This window comes from Pantoea sp. GM01, from assembly GCF_000282675.1.
GTDB lineage: Bacteria > Pseudomonadota > Gammaproteobacteria > Enterobacterales > Enterobacteriaceae > Pantoea > Pantoea nemavictus.
Genome location: NZ_AKIU01000026.1, coordinates 94,697 through 113,927, shown reverse-complemented (window position 1 = coordinate 113,927; position 19,231 = coordinate 94,697). Strand labels below are relative to the sequence as shown.

The following is a 19,231-nucleotide window of genomic DNA, read 5'->3' as shown; positions in this document are numbered from 1 at the left end:
GTCCCCCTCTTCGTACCGTGCTGGTTGCCCCCCACCTCGGTCCTCCCCCATAAATGGGGGAGGAAGATGCTGCTATATGTGAGTTATGAAGCTGCATATGGCAGCGTCTCCTTCCCCCGCTTGCGGGGGAAGGCCGGGATGGGGGACAGCCAGCACATACTCACTCACCTACTAACATCGAATCCGGCGGCGCGTTGTCGCGCTGTGATTTAGTTGCCAGGAAGTAGACATACCCCACCGCCATAATCGCCACAAACAATCCGCCAATTACCGGGTTAAACCACAGCATTGCCACCAGACACACCAGCGACAGCACCAGCGCAATACCCGGCACAATCGGATAGCCCGGCGCGCGGAAGCTGCGTTCCATCTCTGGAGCGGTGCGGCGCAGTTTAAACAGGCTCAGCATGCTCATCAGATACATCACAATAGCGCCGAACACCGCCATGGTGATCATCGCGGCGGTCAAGGTCATGCCCTGCAAATTGATGAAGCCATCGCTGTAAATCGCGGCGATACCAATCAAACCACCGGCGATAATCGCGCGGTGCGGCGTCTGGAAGCGTGACAGTTTCGCCAGACTTTGTGGCAGATAACCGGCGCGGGCGAGGGCGAAGAACTGCCGCGAATAGCCAAGAATAATGCCGTGGAAGCTGGCAATCAGACCAAACAAACCGATCCACACCAGCATGTGCATCCAGTTGGAGTTCTCACCAACAATCAACTTCATCGCCTGCGGCAGCGGATCGTTGATATCCGATAGCTTACGCCAGTCGCCTGCGCCACCGGCCAGCAGCATCACGCCAATCGCCAGCACCACCAGCGTGATAATGCCGGTGATATAGGCTTTGGGAATGGTGCGCTTCGGATCTTTGGCTTCTTCGGCCGCCATCGCAGCGCCTTCAATCGCCAGGAAAAACCAGATGGCGAAAGGAATGGCGGCAAAAATGCCCGACATCGCTGGCATACCGAAGCTATCGCTACCCGCCCAGCCATTAGCGGCAAAGTTGGCAAGGCTGAAGCCCGGCGACACCACGCCCATAAACACCAGCAGCTCGAGCACCGCCAGCACGGTGACCACCAGTTCAAACATCGCTGCCAGCTTTACGCCAAGAATGTTCAAGGTCATAAAGACGATATAAGCACCTACCGCTGCCGTTTTCGGATTGAGGTCGGGATATTGCACGTTAAGGTAGGCGCCAATCGCCATGGCGATGGCGGGCGGCGCGAACACGAACTCAATCAGCGTCGCCAGGCCGGCAATCAACCCACCAGTTTCGCCGAACGCGCGGCGGCTATAAGCAAACGGGCCGCCCGCATGCGGAATCGCCGTGGTCAGTTCGGTAAAGCTGAAAATGAAGCAGGTATACAGGGTGGCGATCATCGCGGTGGTAATCAGAAATCCCAGCGTGCCCGCCACGCCCCAGCCGTAACTCCAGCCGAAATACTCACCGGAAATCACCAGTCCAACCGCGATGCCCCACAAATGCAGGGTGCCCAGCGTGGGTTTGAGCTTATTCGTCATCATCTTCTCCCCGTCGTCGTTGTTGGTGCGGCAGCTTCACCGCGCTTTTTTATCTTTGCGCTACAGTGAAGTGATAATGCCGCTGCCGTACGCGGGAAAACTTGACGCGGGCGCAGTGAGTTTTGTCCTCCACGGTCAACTCGCCAGCAAGAAAAGTGCCAGATGCACGCTGCGGTCAACTTTGACTGGTCTGCGGTCAAGCAGTCAGGACGACGTCATCCCATGCTGATAACACCTGCTTGATGCTGGAGACTGATGAATGAGTGCCGAACAATCCGATAGCTTAACCGATGCTGAAATCACCCGGCTGGCGCATCAGGCGCTGGCCGCTTATCCCGCCGCGCTGCGCGGCGACCTGAAGCTGCTGTGCCGCTCGGAAAATGCCACCTTTCTGTTGCAGGCGGCGGGCAAGCGTTATGCGCTGCGTTTGCATCGCCCCAACTATCACAGCAAAGCAGACATTCAAAGCGAACTGCTGTGGCTGGATGCGCTGCGCGACATCGGCATTATGGTGCCGCAGGCGATTGCGGCCAGCGATGGCGAAACCGTGTTGACGTTAGCGATGGCCAACGGCGCCGAGCGCTACGCGGTGCTGTTCCACTGGATCGAGGGCGAGATGCCAACCACGGATGTCGATCCCAAAGCCTTTCAGCAGCTCGGTCACATCACCGCGCGCCTGCACCAGCACAGCCGCAGCTGGCAGAAACCGGCCGGTTTCCAGCGCATTATCTGGGATCATCACACCATGGTCAGCGATCGCAGCCATTGGGGGCGCTGGCAGGATGCGCCGAACCTCAATCCGGCCGATCACGGCATCGTCGCTGCCGCGGTGGCGCGCGTGGGACAGGAGCTGCAAGGCTTTGGCAAAGGCGCGGATCGTTATGGTTTGATCCACGCCGATCTACGTCTGACCAATCTGCTGCTGCACAAAGGCGAAACGCGGGTGATCGATTTCGATGACTGCGGGCTCGGCTGGTATCTGCACGATCTGGCGGCAGCGATCAGTTTCGTGGAGCATCATCCCCGCGCCGCCGAATGGGTGGATAACTGGATCCTCGGCTACGAAAAAGTGGCGCACATCAGCGATGAAGAGATGGCGCTGGTGCCGACGCTGTTGATCCAGCGCCGCATTCAGATGACGGCGTGGATGGGATCGCACGCGGAAACGGAGATGGCGCTCAGTCTGGGGCCGCAGTGGGCCGATCATTCCGTGCGTCTCTGTCGTCGTTATCTGGAAACCAATCAGCTGCCGGTCGGCGTCTGATGCACCAGCAGTGAGCAGCGCTGCGTCGTTGCGGCGCACGGAAGGCCGCCATTTATGGCGTAATGTCACTCACTTAAGCAAAAAATTGCGTTTATACGAAGGTGCGCATGAATGCGCACCCTACGAAACCCCGCCAAATCACCGTAGGGTCGCCATTTATGGCGGCCTCACATCACAATCCACCGATTACCCGCCTGGTACGAAAATTGCTGGAATCCTCTGCCTGTTTCACTCGCGCCATCCTGAGAGGTTCCGATGCCATCACTGATAACTCCCACCGAAGCCTTTAGCGCCTTGTCCATCAACGCCAGTAACCGTGGCGTGCTGGCGGCGGCCGCTACCGGGCTGAGCGCGTTTATTACTGACAAGGGCGGCGATGTCGATCGCATCTTCGGCATCAGCGGAATCAACTCGGAGCTGCTGGCGAGCCCAACCTTAAGTCTGGGCTTGGTGAATTATTGCCGCGTGATGGAAGAGGCGGCGCGCCACGCCGATTTTGATAACTTCGGTTTGCACTACGGCAAGCAGTTCAAACCGCAGTCATTAGGCTTGATTGGCTACATTGGCCTGTGTTCGCCGACGCTGGAGCAGGCGCTGCACAACGTGGTGAATGCCTTTCCGTGGCACCAGCACGATACGCTGACGCGGCTGGTGGATAAAGGGGAATGCTGGCGGCTCGATTATCAGGTGCGCCACGGTGCCATCCTGTCGCGTCGCCAGGATGCGGAGCTGACGCTCGGCATGTTCCTCAATTTAATCCGCCACGTTGCCGGCAAGCATTGGGCGCCGCGCGAAGTGCATTTTGAGCATCCGCGCCCTGAGCAGTGGCACGAGCACTGCAAAGTGTTTGATGCGCCGGTCTGGTTCGATCAACCATTTAACTCGTTACTGATCCCGAAACGCGATCTGCTGCGCAGCATGCCGGAGCACGATCCGATGCTGCTGATGGTGATGCAGGATGCCATCCGCCGCCTCAACAGCGCCGCCAGCCTGCAAAGCGTGGTGGAACAGGCACGATCACAGGTCAATCTGTCGCTGATGCAGGGCGAACCGGTGCTGGAAGAGATTGCCGAAAAAATGGGGTTGTCGAGCTGGTCCCTGCAGCGGCGACTGCGCGAAGAGGGCATTAGCTTCACGGCGCTGGTAGACAAGGTGCGTTGCGAAATGGCTACGCATTATCTGCAACAGAAACAGCTACCGATCTCGGAAATGGCGCTACTGCTCGGTTATTCCGAGGTCAGCGCCTTCTCACGTGCGTTCCGCCGCTGGTTTGGCATCAGCCCGCGCCAGTGGCGCCAGCATGGACTGGCGAACCCGGTGCAAAACCAAACCATGCAGGTTGGCCAGGATTAGGCGGCTGAGGTAAATCTTTGGTTTGCCCAATCAATTGCCAGGCGCGCAGGCACAAGCTTTCATCGCCTTGCGTCTGCGTGACCGCGTAGCGCCCGCTGGGCTGCCACTCCAGTCGCACCAGACATTGCTGACCGGCATAACGCTTAGCATCGCGGAAATGCTGGTTAAGCTGGTGCTGCATGCCATCGGCCCATTTGCAGGATGCGCTGCCCGGCGCACTCTGCGGCTGGCACAGATTGGCAATGCTATCCTGCTGTTTTGGCTGAGCCTGCTGGCAGGCGCTGAGCGCTAAAATAATCACTGCGCCGCTCAGCAACGCGATAATTTTGTTCATCAACGTGCCTAAAGTATTCTCGATTATTAGCCACAGTCTACAGGCCGCATTCAGCATTGCTATGGCATTACTCCGACTGTTGGCAGAACCAGAATTTGCCGCCGCCGCAAGCTACTCTTCGCCGGGCAACTCCAGCTTGCTGTAACCCAATCCGTTCATCTTCCGCACCCGAATCTGCACCGGAATGCGCTCCTTCATCGCTTCCACGTGGCTGATTACGCCGATGGTTTTGCCGCTGGCGTTCAGCGCATCCAGTGCATCCAGCGCGGTATCCAGCGTTTCCGCATCCAGCGTGCCGAAACCTTCGTCAAGAAACAGCGATTCGATACGCGTTTTATGGCTCACCAAATCGGACAGGGCTAACGCCAGCGCCAGGCTGACAAGGAAACTCTCACCGCCCGACAGCGTGCGGGTATCGCGCGTGGCGTCTGCCTGCCAAGTATCAACCACTTCCAGCTCCAGCTCTTCGCTGACGCGACGCTGCAGCAGGTAGCGGCCGTGCAGACGATCGAGCTGGCGATTCGCCAGCCATACCAGATGATCGAGCGTCAGTCCCTGGGCGAAGCGGCGGAATTTATCCCCTTTGGCGGAACCCACCAGATCGTTCAGACGGCCCAGCTGGGCCAGCTCCACTTCATCAGCGGCGATTTGCGTCAGCAACGACTGCTGCTGCAGACGCAGCGCGGCATCGCTGTGCAGCTGCTGCTGCGCTTCGCCCTGCTGGCGCGCGTTGTCGCGTAGCGTCATGCGCAGCTGCTCCAGCTGTTGCTGGATGTTGGCGGCGCTGTCATCACTGAGCTCCGCCGGACGCTGCTGCTGATGTGCAGCCTGTCGCTGGCTGAGCTGCTCGTGTAGCGTGAGCTGCTGCTGACGCTGCTGCTCAAGCGTTTGCAGCCGCTGGCGCAGCTGCTGCACCTCGCTTTCCTCCAGCAGTGCCGCACGCAGCGCGGCTTCATCAGCAAAATCACCCTGCTGCAGTGCGGCAAGCAGGGCGGCTTCCGCCGCGGCTAGGCGATCGTGCAACGTCTGCTGCTGCGCGGTGATTTGCTCAAACTGACCATTCAGGCTGTGCAGCGCGCTTTGCGCCTGTTGCCACTGTTGCAACTGCTGCGCCAGCGCCTGTTCACACTGTTGCAGGGCGGCGTGCTGCTGTTGACGCGCTGTCGCCACTGACTGCTCGCCAAACAGCTGTTGACGCTGCTGCTGTTGTTGCTGGAGCTGTTGCTGCAGGGCGCTGAGCGAGTGCTGCAGTTCATCGAGACGCTGCTGCTCGCGCAGCTGGTTCTGTTGCAGGCTGTTGCGCTCACTCTCGGCTTTGGCCAGCTGCGGCTGCAATTCTGCGAGTAACCGCTCACTTTCCTGCCATTTGATCCAGCGCTGCTGCAAGGCGCTAAGCCAGTTTTCGCGCGCCGCCGGTTCCGGCAGATGAAGCTGGTGCTGCGCTAACTGCTGCTCCAGCTGCAGCGCCAGTTGCTGCCTGGCGCTGCGTTCGCTGGCTTCGCGCTGGCTAAGTTCGTCAAGTGTTTGCTGCGTGCTGGCGATCTGCTGCTGCGCCAGCTGCTGCTGGTTTTGCTGCTGCTGCCACAGCTGCTGCTGGTGCAGATGGGCATCCTTCGCCTGCTGCACAGCGCGCGCGGCGTTTTCCCGTGCCTGAAGCTGCTGCTGCTGGCTGCTTTCCTGCGCATCCTGCTGCTGCAGCCACTGCGCGAATGCGTCCTGCTGCTCCAGCGCGCAGGACAGGGCAAGCGGGTCGCATAGCGTTTGCCACTGCGTTTGCGCCGTCGCCAGCTGCTGGTCGAATTCGTCGATTTCCTGCTGCAAGGCCTGCTGCTGTTGCAGCGACAGCTTCTGCTGCTCGCCTTTGGCGGTGCCGGACTCTTTTAACTGCGCCACACGGGTTTCTAGCGCGGCCAGTCGCTGCTGGTTTGCGCCGGGTTCAAGCTGCTGATATTGCGCAATGGCGGGATGCTGGCACGAGCCACACAGCGGGCAGGGCTGATCCGGCTGTAACTTCGCGCGTTCGTCAGCCAGCTGCGCGATGGTGCGCTCCAGCTCGCAAATTTTGCGCACATCCAGCAGCGCTTGATGTTCGCGTTTGTACTCTTCGCGCAGCGCCTGCAACGCCTGTTCAGCGTCCTGATGCTGTTGCTGCAGCTGCGTTAATTTCTGCTGACGCTGCAACCGCTGCGGCTGCAGCGAGCGCCACTGCGCGGCTAACAGGCTGAGCTGCTGACGCGCGGCGCGCTGCGTTTGATGCTGAGCCAGCGCGCTACGCAGCTGAGTCGTGCTGACTTCGGCCTCGAGCGAAGTTAGTACTTGCTCCGCTTGCAGGCGCTGCTGAGCGGCGTGAGCCTCGGCCTGCTGCAGCGGCTGCGCCGCCTGTTCACGCTCAGCCTGCGCCTGTTGATGCTGCGCAAGCTGGTTGCGCTGCTGCTGTTGCTGCGCATTCAGCTGCGTCAGCGTCTGTTCGCGCTCATCGAGCCGCGCGATCTCCGCCTGCCAGCGCGTCAGTTCTGCGCCCCAATCGGCGACAGCGGCTTCGCGGGTACGGAATTCCTGCTGCTGGGTGAGCTGCTGCTGTAAACGTTCACTTACCTGCTGTTGCTGACTCAGTGCGGCTTGGCTGTTGTGCAGCGCCTGCTGCTGCTGAACGTGTAGCCGTTGTTGCTCGCTGAGCTGCTGGGCGTTATTGGCGATGCTGTGATCCAGCGGGATGACCTGTTCGGTCAGCAGCGTTTCCAACTGCTGCTGTTGCTGGATAGCCTGCTCACGCGCCTGCTGTGCCGCTTGATAGTGGCTTTCGCCCTGCTGCAGAGCGGTTTTCGCCTGCTGCTGTTGGCTGTGCAGCTGCTGTGACTGCTGCTCCAGCGCCAGCCGATCGCGTTGCAACTGTTCGCGCTGCTGCAACTTATCGCGCAGTTTTTCTGCCGGTTCGGCACGCGCCAGCCGTTGACGATCGCCATCGGCTTGCTGCCAGGCCTGTTGTGCAGCGAGCAGCGTCTGTTCTGCCTGCTGCTGTTCCTGGATGAGCTGCTGCGCTTGCGTCAGCCAGTGCTGTTGCTGCTGCGCCTGCGTCAGCTGTTGGTTGAGGATTTGCTCCTGCGTGCCGAGTTCTGCCAGCTGTTGTGTCAGCTCTGCGCGCCGCGCCTCGTCCAGCAGCGACATGCCGCCTGCGCGCGCGCGCAGGGTCTCCAGCTCGCTGCGGGCGCTGCGCCAGCGTTCGTAAATCTGAATCGAAATTTGCCCGTAGATCTCGGTGCCGGTTAGCTCTTCCAGCAGCTCGGCGCGTTCGCCGGGTTTGGCATTAAGAAAGGCGGCAAACTGGCCCTGCGACAGCATCATGGAGCGGGTAAAGCGCGCGAAATCGAGTCCGGACAGGGTTTCGATCGCTTTTAGCTTGTCACCGACTTTATCCGCGACGATCTGATTATCGGCGACGCGCGCCAGCTCGACGCGCGGTGCCTGTAGCTTGCCGTCGGCCTGACCGCGGGCGCGGTTCTGGCTCCAGAAGGCGCGCCAGGCTTCACCTTTAATTTCAAACTCAACTTCTGCCAGACATTCGGCGGTGTCGCGGGTGATCAGCTCATTTTGCGTTTGTGACAGCGTGCCAAGGCGCGGCGTCTGGTGATAGAGCGCCAGACAAATAGCATCGAGCAGGGTGGTTTTGCCCGCGCCGGTGGCGCCGGTAATGGCAAACAATCCGTTACTGGCAAAGGGCTCGCGGCGGAAGTCGATAAACCATTCGCCGCGCAGTGCATTGAGGTTTTTAAAACGGAGCGTCAAAATTTTCATGCTAACGGATTCTCCAGCGCGGCCAGCTGGCTGCGGAACAGCAGCGTCAACTGCTCGGCCTGGTCGGCGTCCAGCTGATCATCCTGCGCCAGCCGGCGGGCAAACACCTCTTCCACTTTTAGTTCACTCAGGGTTTCGTTATCCAGTCGCTCCAGGCTGCGCTGTCGCTGTTCACGGCTGCGGCGCACCAGCAGCACTTCAACTGGCAAATTTTCCGTTAAGGCTTCGATGCGGCGCTGCAGGTCGCTGAGATACTCCTGGGTGGTGATTTCGATGTCCAGCCAGGTTGGCTGCTCGCCTGCACTTGCGCTGAACTGAGCCAGCTGATGTTCGATCTCCGCCATGGAGCCTTTGAGCATCTGCATCGGCTGGAAGTGGGGAATGGGCAACGGCGTGACGGCATCGAGCGTCGCGCTGAACTCCAGCAGGAACACGCTTTTCTCGCGGCCGAGTTCATCAAAGCTGAGCGGAATCGGCGAGCCGCTGTAGCGAATATGGTCGCTATCGGCGATGCGCTGAGGACGATGAATATGGCCCAGCGCGATGTAATCGGCGGGCGGGAACGCCTGCGCCGGGAAGGCATCCAGCGTGCCGATATAGATGTCGCGTACGGAATCGCTTTTCGTAACGCCAACGGTGGTGAGATGGCCGGTGGCAATAATCGGTAGCGTGCTTTCCAACGCATCGCGCTGCGCCTGCGCGGCGGCGAAGCACTGCTGATAGTGCTGCGCGATGGCTTCCAGCAGGGAAATCTGCTTCTCGCGCCCGGATTGGCCGGCCTGGCTGCGCAAAATATCGCGCGGACGCAGATAAGGAATGGCGCACAGCAGCGCCCCCGGCGCGCCATCGCGCTGCTTCAGGGTTAATACTTGCTGCTCGCCGTGGGGCGTCGCGCTGGTAATCACCTGGGTATTCAGGCAGGCCAGCAGCTCGCGCGATTCATTCAGCGTGGCGACCGAATCGTGATTACCGGCCAGCACCACCAGTTGACAGCCGCTGGGCTGCAGCGCCACCACAAAACGGTTAAACATTTCGCGCGCGTAGCTCGGCGGCGATCCGGTATCAAACAGATCGCCGGCGATGATCAGCGCATCCACCTGATGCTGCACAATCTGATCCAGCAGCCAGTCGAGAAACGCCTGATGTTCTCTGGCCCGACTTTTGCTGTAAAAGAACTGGCCGAGATGCCAGTCAGCGGTGTGAATGATGCGCATGTTTGCTCCGTGCTGAGTTTAGCGAAGGCGAATTATAACCACTTAAGATCACAAAGAAAAAAAGCAGATTTTTATTGTGACATTTCCGTTTTTTATCTATCTATCTTAAGGCGGTGTTTTCATAAAAGTGTCATAAAACTGACGCATAATGGCGCCGCAAATCCCAGTGACACGGTGTCACACTAGCAGGAGTTACAATGGCTAAGCGCATTTTGGTTGTGGAAGACGAAGCTCCCATCCGTGAAATGTTATGTTTCGTGCTGGAACAGAATGATTACCAGCCTATTGAGGCGGAAGATTATGACAGCGCGATTGGTAAGCTGATCGAACCCTGGCCTGATTTAATTCTGCTGGACTGGATGTTGCCCGGTGGCAGCGGGATTCAGTTTATCAAGCATTTGAAGCGCGAAGCCATGACGCGCGACATCCCAGTGATGATGCTGACCGCGCGCGGTGAAGAAGAGGATCGCGTACGCGGTCTGGAAGTGGGCGCGGATGATTACATTACCAAGCCGTTTTCGCCAAAAGAGCTGATGGCACGCATTAAAGCGGTGATGCGCCGTATTTCACCGATGGCGGTGGAAGAGGTGATTGAGATGCAGGGTTTAAGCCTCGATCCTTCGTCGCATCGCGTGATGTCAGAAACCACACCGCTGGAGATGGGGCCGACCGAATATAAATTGCTGCACTTCTTTATGACGCATCCGGAACGCGTTTACAGCCGCGAGCAGCTGCTGAACCACGTCTGGGGCACCAATGTATATGTCGAAGATCGCACCGTTGACGTGCATATTCGCCGTTTACGCAAAGCGCTGGAGCTGACCGGCCACGATCGCATGGTTCAAACCGTTCGCGGAACAGGGTATCGTTTCTCTGCCCGCTACTAATCGTAAACGGAGTTTTTACCGTGCTGGAACGACTCTCCTGGAAGAGACTGTTGACCGAGCTGGCGCTGGTCTGTTTACCTGCGCTGGTGCTCGGTCTGTTGTTCGGCTATCTGCCGTGGTTGCTGCTGATTGCGGTGACCGGTGTGATGTTTTGGCACTTCAAAAACCTGATGCGTCTGTCGCACTGGCTGTGGGTCGATCGTTCGATGACGCCGCCAACCGGACGCGGCAGCTGGGAACCGCTGTTTTACGGTTTGTATCAGATGCAGCTGCGCAATCGGCGCCGTCGCCGGGAGCTGGGCAATCTGATCAAACGTTTCCGCAGCGGCGCTGAATCGCTGCCGGATGCGGTGGTGCTGACCACCGAAGAGGGCACCATTTTCTGGTGTAATGGTTTGGCGCAGCAGCATCTCGGCTTGCGTTGGCCGGAGGATAACGGCCAGAACATCCTGAACCTACTGCGTTATCCTGAATTCTCCCGCTATATCCGCCAGCGTAAATTTGATACGCCGCTAACGCAGATCCTCAATAATCAGCATCATATGGAATTCCGCGTCATGCCTTACAGCGAAGGGCAGTGGCTGATGGTGGCGCGTGATGTCACCCAGATGCACCAGCTTGAGGGCGCGCGACGTAATTTCTTCGCCAACGTCAGTCATGAACTGCGCACGCCGCTCACCGTGCTGCAGGGTTATCTGGAAATGATGGATGATTCGGTGATGAACGAGCGCACGCGCAGTAAAGCGTTGCACACCATGCAGGAGCAGACGCGGCGCATGGACAGCCTGGTGAAGCAACTGCTGACCTTGTCGCGTATCGAAGCGGCACCGGCCATCGATCTGAAAGAGACGGTGGATGTACCGGGCATGCTGCTGCTGCTGCAGCGTGAAGCGGAAACGCTGAGCCAGGGACGCCACACCATCCATTTCCATACCGATCCGCATCTCAAAGTGTTCGGCAATGATGAACAGTTGCGCAGCGCCATTTCCAACCTGGTTTACAACGCGGTGAATCACACGCCGGAGGGCACGCGCATCGACATCAGCTGGCTGCGCACCCAACAAGGCGCGCAGTTTAAAGTGTGTGATGACGGACCCGGCATCAGCGAGCAGCACTTGCCGCGCCTGACCGAACGCTTCTATCGGGTAGATAAAGCGCGCTCACGCGCCACCGGCGGCAGCGGATTGGGGCTGGCGATTGTGAAGCATGCGCTTGGCCATCACAACGCGCGGTTGGAGATCACCAGCGTGCCGCATCAGGAAACCTGTTTCAGTTTTCTTCTGCCGCCACGGTTGATTGTGGCTAACGTGATTCAAGAGCGAGTTAACTAAGGTTTGCACGACGTAGCGGCGCAATTTATTGCGCGATAAATCGTGCCGCGACAGAATAGACGTCTTAATGAATTGCGGAATCACTGATGAAATCGCTGTTGCTCTCATGCTTGCTGCTTTGCTCTGCTCTAGCGCACGGCCAACAAACTATGCTGACCGGCAATTTGAGCAGCGTCGGCTCGGATACGCTGGGTTATTTGATGACCTTGTGGGGCGAGGATTTCAGCCGCCAGTCACCGGGCGTCAATGTTCAGGTACAGGCGGCGGGATCCTCAACCGCACCCACCGCGCTGGCGGCCGGTGCCGCGCAGCTGGGCGCGATGAGCCGCCCGATGCAGATCGACGAACGTCAACTCTTTATCGCCCGCTACGGCTATCCGCCGCTGGCGGTGCCGGTGGCGATGGATGCGCTGGTGGTGGTGGTCAATCAGGACAATCCGCTGCCGCGCATCGCGCCGCAACAACTCGATGCTCTGTTTTCCATTACCCGGCTGTGTGGTGCGCAGCAGGTGCCGCAGCATTGGGGCGATCTTGGCCTGAAGGCTAGCCAGTGGGCGACGCGCAGCATTCAGCGCTATGGCCGCAACTCGGCGTCGGGAACATGGGGCTTCTTTAAGCAGCAGGCGCTGTGTAAAGGCGATTTCCGTGCCGACGTCGCCGAATTCCCAGGTTCTGCTGCGGTGGTACAAGCGGTTGCCGCCACGCCTAACAGCATCGGTTACGCCAGTTTTGGCTTTCATCTCAGCGGGGTGAAGATGCTGCCGGTGGTGACGGCAGACGGCGACAGCGTGATGCCGGATGCCGAATCGATCCGCAGTGGCCGCTATCCCTGGTCGCGTCCGCTCTATATCTACGTCAATAAAGCGCCCGGCAAACCGTTGCCGCCGCTGGTCAGTGCTTTCCTGCATCAGGTGCTGTCGCCTCAGGGACAGCGACGGGTGAGCGAAGCCGGTTATCTCCCGCTATCGGATAACCAGATGGCACAAGCGCGTGCCGCTATTGAGGGAAATTGAAGAACGTGCATCTGATCATGAAATTCCTTCATGTGAGCTGAATTTTCTTCTATTGCCGAAGAGGTAACAGCGTGGCATTCTTCTCGGACATATAGCCATCCAGATGGCTAAAAATAACCAGCCGAAATTATACCCTGACGCAACTATGCGCTCAGCCAGGAGAGAAGATGTCACGTCATTCCCCATTCCGTGCCGATACCGTTGGCAGTTTCCTGCGTCCCGCCGCCATTAAACAGGCGCGCGAGCAGTTCGCGAAAGGCGATATCAATGCTGACCAGCTGCGTCAGGTTGAAGATCGCGAAATCCGTCACGTTGTCGAGCAGCAGCGCGCCAACGGTCTGCAGATCGTTACCGATGGTGAATTCCGTCGTGCCTGGTGGCACTTCGATTTCTTCGGCGATCTGCATGGCGTAGAGCTGTTCGAAGCCGATCAGGGCATTCAGTTCAACGGCGTACAGACCAAAGCGCACGGCGTGAAAGTCACGGGTAAAGTGGCCTTCAACCCGAATCACCCGATGCTCGATCACTTCCGCTTCCTGCAAAGCATTGCCGGTGATGCGGTGGCGAAGATGACGATTCCAAGCCCAAGCGTGCTGCACTTTCGCGGTGGCCGTAAGGTGATAGATGCGACGGTTTATCCCGATCTGAAAGCGTATTTTGCCGATCTGGCGCAAACCTATAAAGACGCCATTAAGGCGTTTTATGATGCGGGCTGCCGCTATCTGCAACTGGATGACACGGTGTGGGCCTACCTGTGCTCAAGCGATCAGCAGCAGCAGATCCGCGAGCGTGGCGAAGATCCGCAGGAACTGGCGCGCATCTATGCTGAGGTGCTGAATACGGCGCTGGAGGGGAAACCTGCCGATCTGACCGTGGGTCTGCATGTGTGTCGCGGTAACTTCCGTTCTACCTGGATTTCCGAAGGTGGCTATGAGCCGGTTGCGGAAGTGCTGTTTGGCGGCGTGAATATCGACGCCTTCTACCTTGAGTACGACAACGAGCGCTCAGGTGGCTTCGAGCCGCTGCGCTTCCTCAAGCCGGGTCATCAGCAGGTGGTGCTGGGTCTGATCACCACTAAAACCGGTGAGCTGGAAGATGCGGAGCAGGTTAAAGCACGTCTGCAGGAAGCTGCGCAGTACGTGAGTCTCGATCAAATTTGCCTGAGCCCGCAGTGTGGCTTTGCCTCCACCGAAGAGGGCAACAGCCTGAGCGAAGAGCAACAGTGGCAGAAGATTCGTCTGGTGGTCGAGATAGCAAGAACCGTCTGGTAATGCTGTAAACCTGAACAAACAGGCGCGTAAATCGCGCCTTTTGTGCATCTTCAGGCCAGATCATGCAAAGAGATCTCTCGTGCTGAGGAAACTTTTAGCAAATCATCTGAGGTGTTTGCCCGCTATTCCGCCGTGATTCACTGCTTTATCCCGCTATCCTGTTATATCCTTCTGGTTTTCCGATCCCGTATTGCCTTTCTTCGCTATAAACGTTCTAATTTGCGCCGTTGTCGATTTATCCCTCTGCGAACAGAAGAAAAGTAGTTTAAATCACCTGCGCTTTAGCGATTTGGCCCGCATAACCCGCTGGTCTTGCCTGATAAGCCCTTGTTTTAGCGCATCCAGAGGACAACACGAACCCAACTTCCACCGCAACATCAGCTACAGGCAGTACAGAAGTTTATGACACATCGTTTAACCTCGAAGGATATCCTGGCGCTGGGCTTTATGACGTTTGCCCTGTTCGTTGGCGCAGGAAACATTATCTTCCCACCGATGGTGGGCATTCAGTCTGGCGAACACGTTTGGGTGGCTGCATTCGGCTTCCTGATTACGGCTGTTGGTCTGCCGGTGATCACCGTTATCGCGCTGGCGCGCGTCGGCGGCGGTATTGATGCGTTGAGCTCACCGATTGGCAAAGCCGCCGGTTTGCTGCTGGCAACCGTCTGCTACCTGGCTGTTGGCCCGCTGTTTGCCACGCCGCGTACCGCAACCGTCTCCTTCGCCGTGGGCATTGCCCCGCTGACCGGTGATGGCGCGCTGCCGCTGTTTATCTACAGCCTGATTTACTTCGCGCTGGTGATCGGCATCTCCCTTTATCCGGGCAAACTGCTGGATACCGTAGGCCATTTCCTCGCACCGCTGAAAATTTTTGCGCTGATTGTGCTCGGCGTGGCCGTGCTGATCTGGCCGGCTGGCGGCGTGTCGCCGGCAACCGATGAGTATCAGCGTGCGGCCTTCTCTAGCGGTTTCGTCAATGGTTACTTAACCATGGATACGCTGGGTGCCCTGGTGTTCGGTATCGTCATCGTTAACGCAGCGCGTTCACGCGGTGTGGAAGATGCGAAATTGCTGACGCGCTACACCATGCTGGCCGGTATCATCGCCGGGGTGGGCTTGACGCTGATCTACCTGACGTTGTTCAAACTGGGCAATGACAGCGGTGCATTGGTGGCACAGAGCGCCAACGGTGCCGAGATTCTGCATGCTTATGTGCAGCAGACCTTCGGCGGCATGGGCAGCTTCTTCCTTGCGGCGCTGATTTTTGTGGCCTGCATGGTGACAGCGGTTGGCCTGACCTGCGCCTGTGCGGAATTCTTTGCGCAATACCTGCCGCTGTCGTATAAAGCGCTGGTGTTTATTCTGGGTCTGTTCTCAATGGTAGTGTCGAATCTCGGCCTGAGCCATCTGATTCAGATCTCGATTCCAGTGCTGACGGCGATTTATCCGCCGTGCATCGTGCTGGTGGTGCTGAGCTTTACCCTGAAGTTCTGGAACAAAAGCTCGCGTATCATCGCGCCAACCATGCTGGTTAGCCTGCTGTTTGGTATCGTAGACGCCATCAAAACCACCAGCTTTAAAGATGTGCTGCCGCTGTTCAGTCAGCATCTGCCGCTGGCCGATCAGGGACTCTCCTGGTTGCCGCCATCGCTGGCGATGCTGGTGATTGCCGCGGTGGTGGATCGGGCAAAAGGACGTGAACAGGTCGCTGTGCATCAGTAAGCGATACTGCTGTTAATTCCGACCACGGGCTTGCCCGTGGTTTTTCATTTTCAAGGTACTGAGTGTTATGCAAGAAACCAATAAGCTCAAACGCGGACTGAGCACGCGCCACATCCGTTTTATGGCGCTGGGATCGGCGATTGGAACCGGGCTGTTTTATGGCTCAGCCGATGCCATTAGAATGGCAGGCCCCAGCGTGCTGCTGGCGTACATCATCGGCGGTGCGGTGGCATACATCATCATGCGTGCGCTGGGTGAGATGTCGGTTAACAATCCACAGGCCAGCTCATTCTCGCGCTATGCGCAGGATTATCTCGGCCCGCTGGCAGGTTACATCACCGGCTGGACCTACTGTTTCGAAATCCTGATTGTGGCCATTGCCGACGTGACGGCGTTTGGTATCTATATGGGCGTGTGGTTCCCTGAGGTGCCGCACTGGATTTGGGTGCTGAGCGTGGTGCTGATAATCGGTGCCATCAACCTGATGAGCGTGAAGGTGTTTGGCGAAGTGGAGTTTTGGTTCTCCTTCTTCAAAGTCGCCACCATCATCATCATGATCATCGCCGGCTTCGGCATGATTTTCTGGGGCATCGGCAACGGTGGACAACCGACGGGCATTCACAATCTGTGGACCAACGGTGGCTTCTTCGCGCACGGCATTGTCGGCATGCTGCTTTCGCTGCAGATGGTGATGTTTGCCTACGGCGGCATTGAGATTATCGGTATTACTGCCGGTGAAGCCGAAGATCCGAAGACCTCCATTCCGCGTGCTATCAACTCAGTTCCGATGCGTATTCTGGTGTTCTACGTCGGTACGCTGTTCGTGATTATGTCGATCTATCCGTGGAACCAGGTGGGGACGTCCGGCAGCCCGTTCGTACTCACTTTCCAGCATTTAGGCATTGCTGCGGCGGCATCGATCCTTAACTTCGTGGTGCTGACGGCTTCGTTGTCGGCGATTAACAGCGATGTGTTTGGTGTGGGCCGTATGTTGCACGGTATGGCGCAGCAGGGCCATGCGCCGAAAGTGTTCCAGAAGGTATCCAATCGCGGCATTCCGTGGGTGACGGTTTTAGTGATGATGCTGGCGATGCTGATCGCGGTATATCTTAACTACCTGATGCCGGAAAAAGTGTTCCTGGTCATCGCCTCATTGGCCACCTTTGCCACCGTCTGGGTGTGGATCATGATTCTGCTGTCGCAGATTGCGTTCCGCCGCAAGATTGGTAAACAGGAAGCCGGTAAGTTGCAGTTTGCTATGCCGGGCGGCAGCGCGACCGCCTGGTTCGGCGTGCTGTTCCTGGCGTTCATCATCGGATTGATTGGTTACTTCCCGGATACCCGCGTGTCGCTCTACGTGGGCTTTGCGTGGATTGCGCTGCTGTTGCTGGCGTGGCCGCTGGTGAAAAAGCGTAACAGCTGATGCAGCTAATGCAGGTGCGCGCTTATGCGCACCTGCAACCCGGTGAAGCTGGCTGGCATCACGTCATGCATGTGTTACCAACTCTTCCCTAGCGCAATCTCGCCACCAAATGGGCTTAGGTGATTATTGTCGTAATAAAGCGGCAGGCCTTCACTGGTGATCATACAACCTTGTTGATTGCACAGATTGTCGCGCAGCGACAGTACGCGCACGCCTTGCTGCTGATAGCTTTTCAACAACTTCTCAACCGCTTCTTCTGGGAACTGGAACAGTTTGGTGCGTTCGCTCAATAGCGGCGGCGCCTCCCATTTCCCGAGCCAGGCACTCAGCTCACGACGAATCGGCATATTACGGTTATTGCTGAAGCGTAATGGATCGACATCTACCGATGGCGCATCTTCAATCACCGTAACCTTTTTTCCTGCCTGACGCAGCTGTGCCAACACCTGATCCATACCAAATTTGAGCGCTTCCAGATTGCTTTTCTCTGGATGATCGAGCGCGGTAAAGCCGGCGCCGGGTAACAGACTCATGCCAGAAGCCCAATAGGCGCTGATCACCACCTCATCAATCTTGTCGCTCAGCACCATCTTCAGCACCTGCTGGTTAAAGTTGATGCACTGCTGCGTATGTTTGGGCATTTGGCTCACCACGCGCGTGGCACCAATCAGGAACGGACACGAGGCTTTGGTGAGTTGAAACAGCGGCTTATGTTGTCGCAGCGCGTATCCTGCCACTGAGGTACGTAACGCGGCGGCGTGGCTATCGCCAATCAACGCGATACCGGGACGATCGGTTACGGGATGGCACTCTGCATTCAGCGACGGGAAATTGGCACCGTAATCCAGCAGACACGGATTGCGTTGTGCCGAAATCTTCCATGATTCGCCATTCACCACCATCTCACTCACTCGCGATTTCATACCGCCGGTTTGCCATAGCAGCACCATCGCGCCGGCAGCAACTATTGAGGAGGCGCAATAACCCGGAATCACCCAGCGCGTACGGTTGCCAGCCTGACGGAATGGCTGCTCGACGAATCGCCATGACAGCCAGGCAATCGCCAATGCCACGCCGCTGATGGTCAATCCCTGCCACGCGGTGAGCGGGTGATCGCTACAGATGCGTGCCAGGCTGAGCAGTGGCCAATGCCACAGATACCATGAGTAGGAGATCTTGCCGATAAAGCGCATCGGCGCGTTTTCCAGCAGCCGCTGGTTCAGTTCACCGCGTGCGCCAATCATCAAACACGCTGCGATGACTGGAATAAGTGCCAGCCAGCCGGGAAAGCTATCTTCTTTGCTCAGCAGTAGGCTGGCGGCAACGATCAGCAGCCAGCCGATCACATTGAGCCAATTGGCGCAGCGCCCTTCGAGGGGCTGCGGTTTCCATAACGCCAGCAGCACGCCAGCGCCCAATTCCCAGGCACGTGTCGGCAGCAGATAGAAGGCATGCGTGCTGGCAAAAGGCGTCAGCCAGATGCAGGCCGCCAGCGAAATAAGGCTCAGTACCAGCACCACACCCGCCATGGAGCGTTTCAGGCGAGCTGCCAGCAGCAGAATAAACGGCAGCACGATATAGAATTGTTCTTCGATGCCGAGCGACCAGGTCATCAACAGCGGGTTGAGATCGGAATCACTGCTAAAATAGTCACCGCTTTTCAGCAATAACATATTAGGAACCGAGATAAATACCGCCACGCTGTATTTCGCCAGCTGGCTGAACTCCAGCGGTGAAAGCAGAATAAAGCCAAGCAGCAGTAATATCGCCATCATAAAAAACAGCGCTGGTGCGATGCGGCGAATACGGCGTAAATAGAATTGATAAAACGAGAAGCGTCCTTCAGATATTTCCTTGCTAATGATACCGCCAATTAAAAAACCAGAAATAACAAAAAACAGGTCGACGCCAATAAAGCCGCCATGCAGCGTGGTGATGCCAGAGTGGAACAGAACAACCAATATAATAGCGACGGCGCGCAGGCCGTCAATATCCGCACGATAGCGGTGAGAGGTAGTCGCAGTCATAATACGAATCCACGTTAGTATTAATATTTAGGTTTAGAAGAATGAAGTTCGTTTAAAAATAAATCGGCGCGTCCT

13 protein-coding genes are annotated in these 19,231 nt (G+C 57.6%); 8 read left to right on the top strand and 5 right to left on the bottom strand.

The genetic code is table 11. From position 1 onward, the window contains the following. Positions 1–160 precede the first annotated feature (160 nt). Entirely contained in the window at positions 161–1,525 is a 1,365-nt protein-coding gene (gene eat / locus PMI17_RS05830; protein WP_007887049.1) for an ethanolamine permease, read from the bottom strand. A 259-nt stretch (positions 1,526–1,784) separates the two neighbouring features. Between eat and PMI17_RS05825 the strand changes: the two genes are divergently transcribed. Continuing rightward, complete coding sequence (locus PMI17_RS05825) at positions 1,785–2,789, top strand: phosphotransferase enzyme family protein (protein ID WP_007887045.1); 1,005 nt, start codon at positions 1,785–1,787, stop codon at positions 2,787–2,789. 255 nt (positions 2,790–3,044) lie between these two features. After that, positions 3,045–4,142: an AraC family transcriptional regulator gene (locus PMI17_RS05820; RefSeq protein WP_007887044.1), complete on the top strand. Its 1,098-nt coding sequence runs from the start codon at positions 3,045–3,047 to the stop codon at positions 4,140–4,142. Here PMI17_RS05820 and PMI17_RS05815 read toward each other — a convergent pair. The 3 genes from PMI17_RS05815 to sbcD all read right to left on the bottom strand — a co-directional run bounded on the left by PMI17_RS05815 (position 4,066) and on the right by sbcD (position 9,482). Then, positions 4,066–4,476, bottom strand: a complete 411-nt coding sequence (locus PMI17_RS05815; RefSeq protein ID WP_036620348.1) for a cell envelope integrity TolA C-terminal domain-containing protein — start codon at positions 4,474–4,476, stop codon at positions 4,066–4,068. The genes PMI17_RS05820 and PMI17_RS05815 overlap by 77 nt on opposite strands. 111 nt (positions 4,477–4,587) lie before the next feature. Continuing rightward, positions 4,588–8,268 carry an SbcC/MukB-like Walker B domain-containing protein gene (locus PMI17_RS05810; RefSeq protein WP_007887042.1) on the bottom strand — a complete coding sequence of 1,227 codons (3,681 nt, stop codon included), beginning with the start codon at positions 8,266–8,268 and terminating at the stop codon, positions 4,588–4,590. Next, the gene (sbcD, locus tag PMI17_RS05805; RefSeq protein ID WP_007887041.1) at positions 8,265–9,482 is read right to left on the bottom strand and encodes an exonuclease subunit SbcD; all 1,218 of its coding nucleotides are present in this window, start codon (positions 9,480–9,482) and stop codon (positions 8,265–8,267) included. The genes PMI17_RS05810 and sbcD overlap by 4 nt, the downstream gene beginning before the upstream one ends. Positions 9,483–9,679: 197 nt before the next feature. Between sbcD and phoB the strand changes: the two genes are divergently transcribed. The 6 genes from phoB (at position 9,680) to proY (ending at position 17,129) form a co-directional block, all read left to right on the top strand. Continuing rightward, positions 9,680–10,369: a phosphate response regulator transcription factor PhoB gene (gene phoB, locus PMI17_RS05800; protein WP_007887040.1), complete on the top strand. Its 690-nt coding sequence runs from the start codon at positions 9,680–9,682 to the stop codon at positions 10,367–10,369. Positions 10,370–10,389: 20 nt separating this feature from the next. Beyond that, positions 10,390–11,700: a phosphate regulon sensor histidine kinase PhoR gene (phoR, locus tag PMI17_RS05795; protein WP_007887039.1), complete on the top strand. Its 1,311-nt coding sequence runs from the start codon at positions 10,390–10,392 to the stop codon at positions 11,698–11,700. Between the two features lie 86 nt (positions 11,701–11,786). Continuing rightward, positions 11,787–12,713 carry a PstS family phosphate ABC transporter substrate-binding protein gene (locus PMI17_RS05790; protein ID WP_007887037.1) on the top strand — a complete coding sequence of 309 codons (927 nt, stop codon included), beginning with the start codon at positions 11,787–11,789 and terminating at the stop codon, positions 12,711–12,713. Between the two features lie 167 nt (positions 12,714–12,880). After that, positions 12,881–13,984 (top strand): cobalamin-independent methionine synthase II family protein, encoded by a 1,104-nt coding sequence (locus tag PMI17_RS05785; RefSeq protein ID WP_007887036.1) that lies wholly within the window; start codon positions 12,881–12,883, stop codon positions 13,982–13,984. Between the two features lie 402 nt (positions 13,985–14,386). Continuing rightward, entirely contained in the window at positions 14,387–15,706 is a 1,320-nt protein-coding gene (gene brnQ, locus PMI17_RS05780; RefSeq protein WP_007887035.1) for a branched-chain amino acid transporter carrier protein BrnQ, read from the top strand. A gap of 67 nt (positions 15,707–15,773) precedes the next feature. Beyond that, entirely contained in the window at positions 15,774–17,129 is a 1,356-nt protein-coding gene (proY, locus tag PMI17_RS05775) for a proline-specific permease ProY (RefSeq protein WP_007887034.1), read from the top strand. Positions 17,130–17,203: 74 nt separating this feature from the next. Here proY and PMI17_RS05770 read toward each other — a convergent pair whose 3' ends face one another. Beyond that, positions 17,204–19,156, bottom strand: a complete 1,953-nt coding sequence (locus PMI17_RS05770; protein WP_007887032.1) for an acyltransferase family protein — start codon at positions 19,154–19,156, stop codon at positions 17,204–17,206. Between the last annotated feature and the right edge of the window lie 75 nt (positions 19,157–19,231).